Annotated in this window: 11 protein-coding genes; 9 read left to right on the top strand and 2 right to left on the bottom strand. The window is 72.3% G+C overall.

Translation table 11 applies throughout. The features are described from left to right. Positions 1-4: 4 nt before the first annotated feature. Positions 5-1,459, bottom strand: a complete 1,455-nt coding sequence (gene ppsR / locus ENE75_RS13420; protein WP_233259071.1) for a transcriptional regulator PpsR — start codon at positions 1,457-1,459, stop codon at positions 5-7. Between the two features lie 33 nt (positions 1,460-1,492). Beyond that, positions 1,493-2,254 carry a cobalamin B12-binding domain-containing protein gene (locus tag ENE75_RS13415; protein ID WP_158288941.1) on the bottom strand — a complete coding sequence of 254 codons (762 nt, stop codon included), beginning with the start codon at positions 2,252-2,254 and terminating at the stop codon, positions 1,493-1,495. Positions 2,255-2,663: 409 nt separating this feature from the next. On the opposite strand from ENE75_RS13415, the gene bchF reads away from it, so the two are divergent. The 9 genes from bchF to puhB are packed head-to-tail and all read left to right on the top strand — an operon-like array spanning position 2,664 to position 14,481. Beyond that, entirely contained in the window at positions 2,664-3,170 is a 507-nt protein-coding gene (bchF, locus tag ENE75_RS13410) for a 2-vinyl bacteriochlorophyllide hydratase (protein ID WP_233259070.1), read from the top strand. Continuing rightward, complete coding sequence (locus ENE75_RS13405) at positions 3,167-4,441, top strand: ferredoxin:protochlorophyllide reductase (ATP-dependent) subunit N (RefSeq protein ID WP_128198834.1); 1,275 nt, start codon at positions 3,167-3,169, stop codon at positions 4,439-4,441. Before bchF ends, ENE75_RS13405 begins: the two co-directional genes overlap by 4 nt. Positions 4,442-4,450: 9 nt before the next feature. Further along, positions 4,451-6,046 (top strand): ferredoxin:protochlorophyllide reductase (ATP-dependent) subunit B, encoded by a 1,596-nt coding sequence (bchB, locus tag ENE75_RS13400; protein WP_128198833.1) that lies wholly within the window; start codon positions 4,451-4,453, stop codon positions 6,044-6,046. Continuing rightward, positions 6,021-9,869 carry a magnesium chelatase subunit H gene (locus ENE75_RS13395; RefSeq protein WP_128198832.1) on the top strand — a complete coding sequence of 1,283 codons (3,849 nt, stop codon included), beginning with the start codon at positions 6,021-6,023 and terminating at the stop codon, positions 9,867-9,869. The genes bchB and ENE75_RS13395 overlap by 26 nt, the downstream gene beginning before the upstream one ends. After that, positions 9,866-10,804, top strand: coding sequence for a ferredoxin:protochlorophyllide reductase (ATP-dependent) iron-sulfur ATP-binding protein (gene bchL, locus ENE75_RS13390; protein ID WP_128198831.1), 939 nt, complete (start codon positions 9,866-9,868; stop codon positions 10,802-10,804). Before ENE75_RS13395 ends, bchL begins: the two co-directional genes overlap by 4 nt. Further along, complete coding sequence (gene bchM, locus ENE75_RS13385) at positions 10,804-11,529, top strand: magnesium protoporphyrin IX methyltransferase (protein ID WP_233259069.1); 726 nt, start codon at positions 10,804-10,806, stop codon at positions 11,527-11,529. Before bchL ends, bchM begins: the two co-directional genes overlap by 1 nt. Positions 11,530-11,534: 5 nt before the next feature. Further along, on the top strand, positions 11,535-12,980 hold the full coding sequence (locus ENE75_RS13380; RefSeq protein ID WP_128198830.1) for a BCD family MFS transporter: 1,446 nt from the start codon (positions 11,535-11,537) through the stop codon (positions 12,978-12,980). 24 nt (positions 12,981-13,004) lie between these two features. Continuing rightward, the gene (gene puhA / locus ENE75_RS13375) at positions 13,005-13,775 is read left to right on the top strand and encodes a photosynthetic reaction center subunit H (protein WP_128198829.1); all 771 of its coding nucleotides are present in this window, start codon (positions 13,005-13,007) and stop codon (positions 13,773-13,775) included. 28 nt (positions 13,776-13,803) lie between these two features. Further along, entirely contained in the window at positions 13,804-14,481 is a 678-nt protein-coding gene (puhB, locus tag ENE75_RS13370) for a photosynthetic complex putative assembly protein PuhB (protein ID WP_128198828.1), read from the top strand. The last annotated feature ends 9 nt before the right edge of the window (positions 14,482-14,490 follow it).

Below are 14,490 nucleotides of genomic sequence, written 5' to 3'. Positions count from 1 at the left end.
GCGCTCAGCGTCCGTCGGTCGCCGCCGGCTCGGTCATGCCGTAGCGGTGCAGCTTGACGTACAGGCTCTGGCGCGACAGCCCGAGCATCTCCGCCGCCGACGCACGGTTGCCCTGCGTGAGCTGCAGCGCCGCCTCGATGCAGAGCTGCTCGATGAGGTCGGTGGACTCGCGCACCAGGTCCTTCAGCGGCATGCGGCCGACGAGCTGTGTCAGCTGCTCCACCGACCGTGGCGTCGCCTTGCCCGCCTGAAGCGCCGGCCCCAGCCGGCGACCGACGTGCCGCACGGCAAAGCCCAGGCAAGGAGGGTCGCCATCGGGCACGGCCGCTGCCGAGACCTCGACGTCGGCGTCGACACCATGCTCGCCATGCACGACGGTGCCGAACAAGCGCAGCACGCCCTGCTGGCGCAACGTGGCCAGCATGACCTGGAGGTCGACCCCCGGGCGGCCCAGCCAGCGGTCGATCGATTCGCCGACCAGCTGGTCCTCGGCGGTCAGCTGCGTCAAGGCGACGAAGGCCGCGTTGGCGGTCAGCACACGACCGTCGACATCGGTGACGACAACGCCGTCCGGCGCGCGGTCGATGACCTGCACCAGGGCCCGGTGCGAGGCGGCCAGGTCGGACCGGTCGCCCTGGACCTGGCGCAGGCGCAGCAGGTACAGCGGCGCGTCGTCCTCCATGAAGAGGCTGGCGCTGGCCAGCAGATCGGACCGCCGCGCGGCGGTGCCCAGCCGCAGGGCCACCTCCTCGCTGCGACCGCTGGCGCGCACCCGACCCAGAAGCGCCGTCAGGTCGCGCTGGGTGCGGTCCGGCAAGCCGGCACCGAGCGGCTGGCCCACCAGCCGCTTGACCGGCACACCGAGGGTCTGCCGCGCGGCGGCGTTGGCTTCCAGCACCCTGCCGCCGACGCCGTCGACGATCAGGACCGCCTCGGAGGCGGTGTCGAACATCAGCTGGTACCGCGTCTCGGCATGGCGCAGCCGCCAGTAGTCGCGCTCCAGGGCCTGCTGCGCATCGACCAGCTTCTGCTGAAGTTCACCCAGATGTCGGACGTCTCGGCCCACGGCCAGCACGCGGCCGTCGTGGCCCATCGGCACCGCCGCGTACATCACGGGGAAGTCGTGGCCGGCCTCGCCGGGATGGTTGACGTGCCGCCAGCGGTGGCCGTCGGCACGCCCGGCGTCCAGCAACAGCGACTGCACCTTTGGGCGGCTTTCGGGTGTCACGACGTCGGCCCAGGCACGGCCGACCCAGCCTTCCACGTCGTGCACCGGCAGGTCGTTCACACTGGTGGACAGGTCCTCGATCACGCCGTGCGCGTCGAGCACGAGGGCGATGTCCGACGCCGCCGCGATCAGGGGGGCCACGTCCTTGCTCTGCAGGGCCTCGATCGACCCGGCACCGGCCAGAAACGAAGCGCGGAGCGACTGCCCCGCGACGCCGTTGGTCCTGCGCACGCCTCCCTGCAATCGCTTGGTTGCCACCTTGCTTCAGCCCTGTTTGACCACCAGATCGTGGGCCGCAAGGATAGCCCGACTCGCGTCCGTGGCCGTCGCATCGGCGCCCAGCCGTTCGCACAGATCGGGCTGCGCCAGCAGCAGCGGGCCGCCGACCATCACGCGCAGGTCGCGATTGATCGAGGCCGACCGCGCGTCACCGATCAGGGTGGCCAGGGCGTCCACATGCCGTTCGGCCCCCAGCGTGAAGCCGACGAGGTCGAAGCGCGTGCGGCGCAACAGCGTCAGCAGCGCATGGGGCTGGTCGATCGGCTCGCCGTGCACCTGCCAGCCGGCCGCGCGAAAGAAGTCGCGCACCATCGACAGGCCCAGCGTGTGCTGTTCACCCGGGGCCGGCGCGAAGACCGCGCTCAGCGGCCGCGCCACGGAAGCGGGCACGGTCTGCAGCCCGGCGGTGATCCGGTGCAGCAGCGCCTGCAGCCGCCCCAGGCCGATCGTGACCTGGGTGAAGTCGCAGCGGTCGTCGGACCACCATTCCCCGAGCCGCCGGGCAGCCGGCGAGAGCAGGTCCAGGCACAGAGGCACGGGCGTCACGCCGCGCTGCTGCACGGCCTGCAGACAGCTCCAGGCCTGTTCAGAACCGGCCAGCAGGGCCGCGGCGAGGCGCTCAACATCGGCATCGTCCAGCGGTGCGGCAGACGCCGCCGCCTGCAGCGCGTGCTCCGCGTCCTGCCGCTGCCCGCGATGCAGCAGCATCAGCCGCGGGATGATCTCGGCCTCCACGGTGCGCAGCAACGCCTGTGCACGGGCTGCTTCGGATGTGGGGGCGGCGAAGGGCTGGCAAGGCTCCTCGGCTCGACTTCGCCATTGGTCTGCGGTTGCCCGCCGGCCCGGAGTCCATGCCCTCATGCGCGTCTCCTCTGTGCGCGGCACAGCGACCACAGTGCATCGGACTTCCGCTGGCCGCCCGGGGGATCCGGACAGGCCCAGTGCACACCATTGCCGTCGTGTCAATCATGTCGTCCGTTGGACGTGTCAACCTTTTACGCTGGGCGCTGGGCACTGTCAAAGCGTTTCTGGACACGCGGCGACCGAACACGCCGGGAGGTATGAAAACACCTAAGCGTCAACTTCAAATAACGTCAACCTGTATTGACACTCTGGCGGCCCCGGCATAGATTGGCCTCACTCCTGGATCCGCCAAGTGCCCACGAAGCCTTCACCCCGCCCGCCCCTTCAGCTGTACACGCCGGCCGAACGTGCGCGCCGGGATGCCACACGCTGGACGCTGGTCCAGGGCGTGCTGGCACCGATCCAGTTCCTGGTGTTCCTGGTCAGTCTCGGCCTCGTGCTGCACTGCCTCACCACCGGGCGCGGCGAGGCCGCCGCCACGGTCTCGGTGGTGCTGAAGACGGCGCTGCTCTACACGATCATGGTCACCGGCGCCGCCTGGGAGAAGCGTGTCTTCGGCGTCTGGCTGTTCGCCCGCCCGTTCTTCTGGGAAGACGTCTTCAGCATGCTCGTGCTGGCCCTGCACACGGCCTACCTGGTGGCCCTGGCCACCGGAACCCTGGGCACCGTGGCCCTGTTGTGGCTGGCCTTGGCGGCCTATGCCGCCTACCTGGTCAACGCCGCACAGTTCGTGCTGAAACTCCGAATGGCGCGGCTGCAGGCGCCCGCGCGGGCGCCGGGCGCAGAGGTGATGGCATGAACGCCCGCCAGGACATCCCCATCGCCGTGGCCGACGGGGTGCTGCGCGAACGCGGCCAGCGCGAGGTCTTCTGCGGCCTCACCGGCATCGTCTGGCTGCATCGCAAGATCCAGGACGCCTTCTTCCTCGTCGTCGGCTCACGCACCTGCGCCCACCTGCTGCAGTCGGCCGCCGGCGTGATGATCTTCGCCGAGCCGCGCTTCGGCACGGCCATCATCGACGAGCGTGACCTTGCCGGGCTGGCGGACGCCAACGCGGAACTCGACGCGGTGGTCGAACGCCTGCTGGCGCGGCGGCCCGAGATCCGCATGCTGTTCCTCGTCGGCTCCTGTCCGTCGGAGGTCATCAAGCTCGACCTGTCGCGTGCCGCCGAGCGGCTCAACGCCCGCCATCACCCGGCCGTGCGCGTGCTGAATTACAGCGGCAGCGGGATCGAGACCACCTTCACCCAGGGCGAGGACGCCTGCCTGGCCGCCCTGGTCCCGCAGTTGCCCGCCGCACCGGCAGACGAGGCGCCTTCGCTGCTCGTCGTCGGCGCCCTGCCGGACATCGTCGAGGACCAGTTCACCCGTCTGCTGCAAGCCATCGGCATCGAGGCGCCGCGCTTCCTGCCGGCCCGCCGTTCCGGCGCCATGCCGGCCGTTGGTGCAGGCACACGCTACCTGCTGGCCCAGCCCTTCCTGGGCGACACGGCCAGGGCCCTGGAGGCCCGCGGGGCGCAACGGATCGCGGCGCCCTTCCCGTTCGGCGTCGAAGGCACCACGGCCTGGCTGCGCGCCGCGGCCGGCGCGTTCGGCATCGGCCACGACACGGTCGAACGCGTCACAGCCACGGCGCGCGAACGTGCCACCACGGCGCTGGCACGGCAGCGTCGGTTGCTCGAGGGGCGCCGCATCTTTTTCTTCCCCGATTCCCAGCTCGAGATCCCGCTCGCACGCTTCCTCAGCCGCGAGCTGGGCATGCAGCTGGTCGAAGTCGGCACCCCCTACCTGCACCGCACGCACCTGGCCGAGGAACTGGCCCTGCTGCCGCGTGGCACCGCCCTCAGCGAAGGCCAGGACGTCGACCGCCAGCTCGACCGCTGCCTCGCCGCGCAGCCGGACCTCACGGTCTGCGGCCTGGGCCTGGCCAACCCGCTGGAGGCCGAGGGCCTGGCCACCAAGTGGTCGATCGAACTCGTCTTCTCCCCGGTGCACGGCTACGAGCAGGCGGCCGACCTCGCCGCCCTCTTCGCCCGCCCGCTGGATCGCCGCCAGCGGCTGGCCGCCTAGGCCAAGACCATGCAGCTCACGCTCTGGACCTACGAAGGCCCGCCGCACGTCGGCGCAATGCGCGTGGTCACCGCGATGCAGGGCGTGCACTACGTGCTGCACGCGCCCCAGGGCGACACCTACGCCGACCTGCTGTTCACGATGATCGAGCGCCGCGACCGGCGGCCGCCCGTCACCTACAGCACCTTCCAGGCGCGCGACCTGGGCGGCGACACCGCCGCGCTCTTCCAGACCGCCGCGCGCGACGCCGTGGCACGCTTCCAGCCGCAGGCGCTGCTGGTCGGCGCATCCTGCACCGCAGAACTGATCCAGGACGATCCCGGCGGTCTGGCCGAGGCCCTCGGACTGGACATTCCGGTGATCCCGCTGGAGCTGCCGAGCTACCAGCGCAAGGAGAACTGGGGCGCCGCCGAGACCTTCTATCGCCTGGTGCGGGCCATGGCCCCGGCGCCGGCGCCGCGGTCCGAGCGCGGCGGCCGCCGTGCCCGCTGCAACCTGCTGGGCGCCACCGCACTCGGCTTCCGCCACCGCGACGACTTGCGCGAGGTGCGTGCCCTTCTCGACAGGCTGGGCGTGGACGTTCACGTGGCCGCGCCGATGGGCGCCACCCCGGCCGACCTGCAACGCTTGACCGAGGCCGACTTCAACGTCGTGCTCTACCCCGAGATCGCCGACACCGCCGCCGCCTGGCTGGAGCGCACGCACCGCATGCCGCGCACGCGCACCGTGCCCATTGGCCGTCGCGCCACGCTCGCCTTCGTCGACGAAGTGGCGGCGCTGGCAGGCCTGGACGCCTTTGCCGCGCGCGAGGCGCTGGACTGGCGCGCCGACTGGTACGCACGCTCGGTCGACTCCAACTACCTCACCGGCAAGCGCGTCTTCGTCTTCGGCGACGCCACGCATGCGGTGGCCGCGGCCCGCGTGGCGGCGCACGAGCTGGGCTTCACCGTCGTCGGCCTGGGCAGCTACAGCCGCGAATTCGCACGCGACGTGCGTGCCGCGGCCGCCGAATTCGGCCTCGAGCCGTTGATCACCGACGACTACCTCGAAGTCGAAGCGCGCATCGCCGAACTGCAGCCCGAACTGGTGCTGGGCACACAGATGGAACGCCACGTGGCCAAGCGCCTGGGCCTGCCCTGCGCGGTGATCTCCGCCCCGGTGCACGTGCAGGACTTCCCCGCCCGCTACGCGCCGCAGATGGGTGTGGAAGGCAGCGCGGTGATGTTCGACACCTGGGTGCAGCCGCTGATGATGGGCCTGGAGGAGCACCTGCTCCACATGTTCCGCGACGACTTCGAGTTCCACAGCCAGGCCACGCCGTCGCACCTGGGCCGCAGCGGCACGCCGGTCGCGGCTGAGCCCGTACCTGCTGCCGCGCCCGAGGTGAATGCCCCGGCCGCCGCCCCCATCGTCGTGCCCGCCACCGCGGGCGCAGCCGCCGTCGACCCTCAGTGGGCCGCCGACGCGGAACGCGAGCTGCACCGCATTCCCTTCTTCGTGCGCGGCAAGGCCCGGCGCAACACCGAACGCTTCGCCCGCGACCGCGGCGTGGCGCTGATCACCGTCGAGACCCTCTACGATGCCAAGGCTCATTTCAGCGCGTGAGTCCACCCGCGCCGCCGGCATCCCGATGCGGGTGACGCTGGTGACGATGGACAGCCACCTCGCCAGCGCCGCCGAACGCGCTGCGCGCACGCTGGCCGCCGACCTGCCCGGCCTCGTTTTCACCGTGCACGCCGCGGCGGAGTGGAACGACAAGCCTGCGGCGCTGGCCCGCTGCCACGCCGACATCGCCGCTGCAGACATCGTCATCGCGACGATGCTGTTCATGGAGGACCACTTCCTGCCGGTGATCGACGCGCTGCGGGCGCGCCGCGACCACTGCGACGCGATGGTCTGCGCCATGTCGGCCGGCGAGGTCATGAAGCTCACCCGCATGGGCCGCTTCAGCATGGACGGCCAGGCCACCGGCATGACGGCGCTGCTGAAGAAGTTGCGCCAGCGCATGTCCGGCAAGGGCGAGACCGAAGGCGCGGCCAAGCCCAGTGCTGGCGCGCAGCAGATGGCGCTGCTGCGCCGGCTGCCGCAGATCCTGCGCTTCATCCCCGGCACGGCGCAGGACCTGCGCATCTACTTTCTCGTGCTGCAGTACTGGCTGGCCGGCTCGCAGGACAACGTGGCCAGCCTCGTGCACCTGCTGGTGCAGCGCTACGCCGCCGGGCCGCGTGAGCCGCTGCGTGCACGGGCTCGGCCCGACGCGCCGCGCGCCTACCCCGAGGTCGGCGTCTACCACCCACGCCTGCCCAACCGGCTGACCGAGGACGCCGCCGCACTGCCGGGCCCGAAGCAGCCCGCCGGCACCGTGGGCCTGCTGCTGATGCGCAGCTACCTGCTGGCCGGCAACACCGCGCACTACGACGGCGTCATCGCGGCGCTCGAGGCGAGCGGCCTGCGCGTGCTGCCCGCCTTCGCCACCGGGCTCGACGCCCGACCCGCGGTGGAGGCCTTCTTCCTACGCCAGGGCCGGCCGACGGTGGACGCCGTGGTGTCGCTGACCGGCTTCTCGCTGGTCGGCGGCCCCGCCTACAACGACGCCCGCGCCGCCGAGGCCACGCTGGCGGCGCTGGACGTGCCCTACCTGTCGGTGATGCCGGTGGAGTTCCAGACCCTGGAGCAGTGGGGCGGCTCCGAGCGCGGCCTGATGCCGGTGGAGGCGACGATGATGGTCGCCATCCCGGAACTCGACGGCTCCACCGGGCCGATGGTCTACGGTGGCCGCAGCGACGCCGCCGGCGCCGCCTGCCACGGCTGCGCCCGCCACTGCCACTTCGAGGCCGCGGCCGATGCCCACGACATGCACAGCTGCCCCGAGCGCGCCGAAGTGCTGGCCGCCCGGGTGGCGCGGCTGGTGGCGCTGCGCCGCAGCGAGCGCGCACAGCGGCGCGTGGCCTGCGTGCTCTTCAACTTCCCGCCCAATGCCGGCAACACCGGCACCGCCGCCTTCCTGTCGGTGTTCGAGAGCCTGCACAACCTGCTGCTGGCGCTGCGCCACGAGGGCTACACGGTGGACGTGCCCGCCACGCCCGACGCGTTGCGCGAACGCATCGTGCAGGGCAATGCCGAGCGCCTGGGTGCAGCGGCCAACGTGCACGCCCGCATCGCCACCGACGACCACGTGCGGCGCGAACCGCACCTGGCCGAGATCGAGGCCCAGTGGGGGCCGGCGCCGGGCCGCATCCAGAGCGACGGCAGTTCGATCCACGTGCTGGGCGAACGCTTCGGCAACGTCTTCGTCGGCATCCAGCCGGGGATGGGCTACGAAGGCGACCCGATGCGGCTGCTCTTCGAGCGCGGCTTCTCGCCCACGCATGCCTTCACGGCCTTCTACCGCTGGCTGCGCGAGGACTTCGCCGCCGACGCCGTGCTGCACTTCGGCACCCACGGTGCGCTGGAGTTCATGCCCGGCAAGCAGGCCGGGCTGTCGGGCACCTGCTGGCCCGACCGCCTGATCGGCGACCTGCCCAACTTCTATCTCTACGCGTCGAACAACCCGTCGGAAGGCACGATCGCCAAGCGCCGCGCCGCGGCCACGCTGATCAGCTACCTGACGCCGCCGGTGGGCCGGGCCGGCCTGTACAAGGGCCTGGTGGACCTGAAGGCCAGCATCGAGCGCTGGCGCGCGCTGCCGCCCGAGGCCCACGCCGAACGCGAGGCGCTGACACCACTGCTGCAAGCGCAGGCCGCGCAGCTGGAATTCACCGCGGCCGAGCCGGCCTGGACCGAACTGCCGGCCGGCGGCCTGGCCAACCAGGTGGACTGCCTCTGGCGCGCCGTGCTGGAGACCGAGACCACGCTGATCCCGCATGGCCTGCACGTGGTGGGCCGGCCACTGACGCCGACCGAGCGGCTGGACTTCCTTCGCGCCATGAACGCGGCCTCGGCCGACGGCGGCAAGGCGCTTCCCGATGCCGCGTTGCAGGCGCTGGTGGAGGGCCGCAGCCCGAAGCAGGCGATGGCGGCCGCCGGCCTGCCGGCCGACGACGCACTGCTGGCCCGGCTCGCGGAACTGGGCACCGCCGGCGCACAGCTGGCCGACGACCACGAGATCGCCGCCATCCTGCATGCGCTGGACGGCCGCTGGCTGCGCCCGGCCCCGGGCGGCGACCTGCTGCACAACCCCGACGTGCTGCCCACCGGGCGCAACCTGCACGGCTTCGACCCCTTCCGCCTGCCCAGCGCCTTCGCGGTGCAGGACGGCGCCCGCCAGGCCGAGCGCCTGCTGGCGCGCCACCGGGCCGACGGCCACGCCTTCCCGGAGACCGTGGCCCTGGTGCTCTGGGGCACCGACACGCTCAAGACCGAGGGCGCGCCCATCGGCCAGGCGCTGGCCCTGCTGGGGGCAAAGCCCCGCTTCGACGGCTACGGCCGCCTGGCCGGTGCAGAACTGCTGCCGCTGGCCAGCCTGGGCCGGCCGCGCGTGGACGTGGTGATCACGCTCTCGGGCATCTTCCGCGACCTGCTGCCGCTGCAGATCAAGCTGCTGGCCGAAGCCGCCTGGCTGGCCGCGTCGGCCGACGAGCCACCGGAGATGAACTTCGTGCGCAAGCACGCGCTGGCCCACCAGGCGGCGCACGGCGGCGCACTGGAAACCGCGGCGCTGCGCGTGTTCGGCAATGCCGAGGGCGCCTACGGCGCCAACGTCAACATGCTCATCGACAACAGCCGCTGGGACGGCGAGGACGAGCTCGCCGAGACCTACACCCGGCGCAAGGGCTTCGCCTATGGCCGCGACGGCCGGCCCAGCAAGCAGCCGGCGCTGCTGGACAGCGTGCTCGCCGGCGTGGCGCTGGCCTACCAGAACCTGGAGTCGGTGGAGCTGGGCGTGACCACCATCGACACCTACTTCGACACGCTGGGCGGCATCAGCCGCGCCATCGCGCGTGCCAAGCGTACGGCAGGCACCGCGGGCGCGGCCGGCTCCGGCGACGCCGTGGCACCGGTCTACATCGGCGACCAGACCCACGGCGAAGGCACGGTGCGCACGCTCGACGAGCAGGTGGCGCTGGAAACGCGCACGCGCATGCTCAACCCCAAGTGGTACGAAGGCATGCTGGCCCACGGCTACGAGGGCGTGCGCCAGATCGAGAGCGCGATCACCAACACCATGGGCTGGTCGGCCACCACGGGCCAGGTCGCGCCCTGGGTCTACCAGCAGCTCACCCAGACCTTCATGCTGGACCCGGCGATGCGCGATCGCCTCGCCCAGCTCAACCCGCACGCGTCGGCCAAGGTCGCGCAGCGTCTGCTCGAGGCCAGCGCCCGGCAGTACTGGACCCCCGATGCCGACATGCTGGACGCGCTGCAACGCGCCGGCGACGAGCTTGAGGACCGCCTCGAAGGCGTCTACACCCCAAGGATGGCCGCATGAACGTCGCTTCAGTCCCGCTCACCGAACTCAGGCGGGCCGATGGCCTGGCCCTCAAGCGCGCCGGCACCGGCTGCGGCGACGGCGAGGGCAGCGTGCAGGTGCAGCTCGACCCCAACCTGCGCATCGGCACCGCCAAGGTCTTCGCCGTCTACGGCAAGGGCGGCATCGGCAAGAGCACCACCAGCTCCAACCTCAGCGTGGCCTTCAGCAAGCTGGGCAAGCGCGTGCTGCAGATCGGCTGCGACCCCAAGCACGACTCCACCTTCACGCTGACCAAGAAGCTGATGCCCACGGTCATCGACGTGCTCGAGGGCGTGGACTTCCACGCCGAAGAGCTGCGACCCGAGGACTTCGTCTGGGAAGGCTACAACGGCGTGATGTGCGTCGAAGCCGGCGGCCCGCCGGCGGGCACCGGCTGCGGCGGCTACGTGGTCGGCCAGACCGTCAAGCTGCTGAAGGAACATCACCTGCTCGACGACACCGACGTGGTGATCTTCGACGTGCTGGGCGACGTGGTCTGCGGCGGTTTCGCCGCGCCGCTGCAGCACGCCGACCGCGCGCTGATCGTCACCGCCAACGACTTCGACTCCATCTTCGCGATGAACCGCATCGTGCAGGCCATCGGCGCCAAGGCGAAGAACTACAAGGTCCGCCTGGGCGGCGTCATCGCCAACCGCTCGGCCGGCACCGACCAGATCGACAAGTTCAACCACATGGTCGGGCTGAAGACCATGGCGCGCTTCCCGGACCTGGACGCCATCCGCCGCAGCCGCCTGAAGAAGGCCACGCTGTTCGAGATGGACGACTCGCCCGAGGTGCGTGCCGTGCAGGAGGAGTACCTGCGCCTGGCCGCCTCGCTGTGGGCCGGCGGCGACCCCTATGCCGCGGTGCCGATGAAGGACCGCGACCTCTTCGACCTGCTGGGATTCGACTGATGGACATGCGCACCCGCAGCCCCGTCGGCGGCTACGACCAGCGCCGCGGCGAGATCGCGCACTACTTTGACCGCACCGCGGCGCAGGCCTGGGCGCGGCTGACGTCCGACGCCCCGGTGGGCCGCATCCGCGCCACCGTGCGCGCCGGGCGCGACCGCATGCGCACCACGCTGCTGTCCTGGCTGCCGGCCGACCTGCGCGGTCTGCGCCTGCTGGACGCCGGTTGCGGCACCGGCGCATTGGCCGTGGAGGCCGCGCGGCGTGGCGCCGACGTGCTGGCGGTGGACCTGTCGCCCACGCTGGTGGACCTGGCCCGCGAGCGCCTGCCGCACGACCTGGGCGAAGGCCGCATCGAGTTCCGCGCCGGCGACCTGCTGGACCCGGGCCTGGGCCACTTCGACCACGTGGTGGCGATGGACTCGCTGATCCACTACGAACTGCCCGACGCCGTGCGCGTGCTGCAGGCGCTGACGGCACGCACGCGCGGCAGCCTGCTGTTCACCTTCGCACCGCGCACGCCGGCGCTGGCGGCCATGCACGCGGTGGGCCGCATGTTCCCGCGCGGCGACCGTTCGCCGGCACTGCAGCCCATGGCCGAGACCCGGCTGCGCACCATGCTGGCCACGCACACGCCGCTGTGGCACCCGGTGCGCACGCAGCGCGTGGCCAGCGGCTTCTACACGTCGCAGGCGCTGGAACTGCGCCCGGCGGGCACGGCCGCCTGACCGCCATGAACACCCCGCGCCGCCTGCCCTTCGCCGCCCGCCTGGCCAAGAAGCTGCCGGCGCAATGGCTGCCGTTCGCCGACGCGGCCAGCGCCGAGCTGCCGCTGCCGCGGCTGCTGCGGCTGTCGCTGTTCCAGGTCTCGGTGGGCATGGCGCTGGCGCTGCTGGTGGGCACGCTCAACCGGGTGATGATCGTCGAGCTGGGCCTGGCCGCCAGCCTGGTGGCACTGATGGTGGCCTTGCCCATCGTCGCCGCGCCGCTGCGGGCGCTGATCGGCCACCGCTCCGACACCCACGCCTCGGCCATCGGCTGGCGGCGCGTGCCCTACCTGTTCATCGGCACCGGGCTGCAGTTCGGCGGCCTGGCCATCATGCCCTTTGCGCTGCTGCTGCTCACCGGCCGCGGCGAGGCGGGGATCCCGGGTCTCGGCCCCGTCGCCGCGGCGCTGGCCTTTCTGCTGGTGGGCGCCGGCGCGCAGATCACGCAGACCGCCGGCCTGGCCCTGGCCACCGATCTGGCCCCCGAGTCCACCCGGGCGCGCGTGGTGGCGCTGATGTACGTGATGCTGCTCGTCGGCCTGGCCGGAGGCGGCACGCTGGCAGGGCTGCTGCTGGCCGACTTCTCGCCGACGCGGCTGATCCAGGTCGTGCAGGGTGCGGCCGTGTGCACGCTGGCCCTGAACGTGGTGGCCGTCTGGCGGCAGGAGGCACGCGACCCGACACGTCGGCGCCGGGCCAGCGAACCCGCCCCGGCCTTCGCGCCGCGCTGGCGGGCCTTCATCGCCCAGCCGGGCGCCCGCCGCTTCCTGTGGGCCGTGGGCCTGGGCACCGCGGCCTTCAGCATGCAGGACGTGGTGCTGGAGCCCTATGGCGGCGAGATCCTGCACATGGGCGTGGGCGCCACCAGTTCGCTCACCGCGATGATGGCCGGCGGTGCGCTCGTCGCCTTCGCGCTGGCCGCGCGCTGGCTGGGCCGCGGCAGCGACGCCGGCCGCGTGGCCGCCACCGGCGCGCTGATCGGGCTGCCGGCCTTCGCGCTGGTGATCCTGTCCGCGCCAATGGGCCTGCCCGCATTGTTCCGCGCCGGCACCGTGCTGGTCGGCTTCGGCAGCGGGCTGTTCGCCGTCGGCACGCTCACCGCGGCCATGGCGCTGGAACGCCCGGGCCAGGCCGGCTTGGCGCTCGGCGCCTGGGGCGCGGTGCAGGCCACCGCAGCCGGCCTAGCCGTCGCGGTCGGCGGCGCCCTGCGAGACGTGGTCTCGTCCGTTGCCCTGGACGGCGCCTTCGGCCCGGTCCTGGCCAGCCCGATCACCGGCTACGGCGTCGTCTACCACCTCGAGATCCTGCTGTTGTTCGCCGCGCTGGTGGCCATCGGACCGCTGGTGCGGCCCTTCGGCCGCCGCCGCCCCCCCGCCACCCCGCAGATCGGCCTGGCCGACCTGCCGGGCTGATCGGATTCGCCTGGAGAGAGACCTATGGGAACCGGAGCCATCACCCAGTCCGTGGACGTCGCGCAGCTCGTGCTGTACCTGTTCTGGATCTTCTTTGCGGGCCTCATCTACTACCTCGTGCGCGAAAACCACCGCGAGGGCTACCCGATGCAGGTGGACCATGAACGCGACACCACCATCACCGGCTGGCCGGTGCCGCGGCCCAAGACCTACACGCTGCCCGACGGCAGCACGGTGACCGTACCGCGCGCGATGGACCCGCAACCCGAGATTTCGGCCGAGGCCGCCCATGGCTACGCCGCCGCGCCGCTGGTGCCGGTGGGCGACCCGCTGACGGCCGGCGTGGGCCCGGGCGCCTGGGCGCTGCGCGCCGACGTGCCCGACCCCGACCTCGAGGGTCAGCCCAAGATCCGCCCGCTGCGCGACTGGGGCGAGGACTTCGGCGTCGCCCACGGCAGCGTGGACCCGCGCGGTCTGCCGGTGATCGGCGCCGACGGGGTCGTGGCCGGCACCTGCACCGACGCCTGGCTGGACCGCATGGAGATGATCTTCCGCTTCCTGGAGGTGGAGGTCGCCACCGCCGACGGCACGCGGCGCGTGCTGCTGCCGATGAACTTCGCCCGCGTCGTGCGCACTGGCGTGCACGTCAAGGCGCTGATGGGCGCGCAGTTCGCCGGCGTGCCTGCCACACGGCACCCCGACCAGGTGACGCTGCGAGAGGAGGACCGCATCGCCGCCTACTACGGCGCCGGCACGCTGTATGCCGACCCGGACCGCGCCGAGCCGTTCTTCTGACCCCTGATTCGCACGCGAGAGCCCCGCCATGTCCCACGGATCCGCCCACGTGCCCGAGCACGACTTCGAGCCCCAGCCCGGGCTGCCGGAGCCGCTCCCGCGCGACGAGACCCTGCTCTGGCAGGGCGCACCCGACTGGCGTGCCCTGGCCGTGCGCGCCTTCCACGTGCGCAAGCTGACGCTGTACTTCACCGCCCTGCTGGCCATGCAGGCCGTGGTCTGGACCGAAGGCGGCCACAGCGCGGCGGACACGCTGCGCGCGATGGCGCCTGCCATCGCCCTGTCGGCGCTGGGCCTGGGCCTGGTCAGCGGCCTGGCCTGGCTGTCGGCCCGGGCGACGCTATACACGCTGACCGACCGCCGGGTGGTGATGCGCATCGGCATCGTGCTGACCATCACCTTCAACCTGCCGCTGAAGCGCATCGTGGCGGCCGACCTGCGGCCCGGCCCGCGCGGCACGGCCGACGTCGCGCTGCGCCTGGAGTCCACCGGCCCCGGCATCGCCTGGCTGACGCTGTGGCCGCACGCACGGCCCTGGCGCCTGGGCCGCGCCGAACCCATGCTGCGCTGCCTGCCGCAGGGCGAGCAGGTGGCTGCACGCCTGACGCGCGCCTGGGCACAGCACCACGGCGGCCTCGGTGTGGCCGCCGCCGCGCCCGCCACGACCGTGCCGCAGGGCGCGCAGCCGGCGCTGGCATCTCGTTGAACCGGAGCC

The sequence above is a fragment of the Rubrivivax albus genome (genome assembly GCF_004016515.1).
GTDB lineage: Bacteria > Pseudomonadota > Gammaproteobacteria > Burkholderiales > Burkholderiaceae_C > Rubrivivax > Rubrivivax albus.
The sequence above is the reverse complement of the archived record's forward strand: the minus strand, read 5'-3'. Positions and strand labels throughout refer to the sequence as shown.

Bases quoted from the DNA above. Each gene is read 5' to 3' on its own strand.
- bchB (WP_128198833.1), top strand. From the start codon at position 4,451: ATGCAGCTCACGCTCTGGACCTACGAAGGCCCGCCGCACGTCGGCGCA.
- puhB (WP_128198828.1), top strand. From the start codon at position 13,804: ATGTCCCACGGATCCGCCCACGTGCCCGAGCACGACTTCGAGCCCCAG.
- ENE75_RS13405 (WP_128198834.1), top strand. From the start codon at position 3,167: ATGAACGCCCGCCAGGACATCCCCATCGCCGTGGCCGACGGGGTGCTG.
- ENE75_RS13395 (WP_128198832.1), top strand. From the start codon at position 6,021: ATGCCAAGGCTCATTTCAGCGCGTGAGTCCACCCGCGCCGCCGGCATC.
- puhA (WP_128198829.1), top strand. From the start codon at position 13,005: ATGGGAACCGGAGCCATCACCCAGTCCGTGGACGTCGCGCAGCTCGTG.
- bchM (WP_233259069.1), top strand. From the start codon at position 10,804: ATGGACATGCGCACCCGCAGCCCCGTCGGCGGCTACGACCAGCGCCGC.
- ENE75_RS13380 (WP_128198830.1), top strand. From the start codon at position 11,535: ATGAACACCCCGCGCCGCCTGCCCTTCGCCGCCCGCCTGGCCAAGAAG.
- bchL (WP_128198831.1), top strand. From the start codon at position 9,866: ATGAACGTCGCTTCAGTCCCGCTCACCGAACTCAGGCGGGCCGATGGC.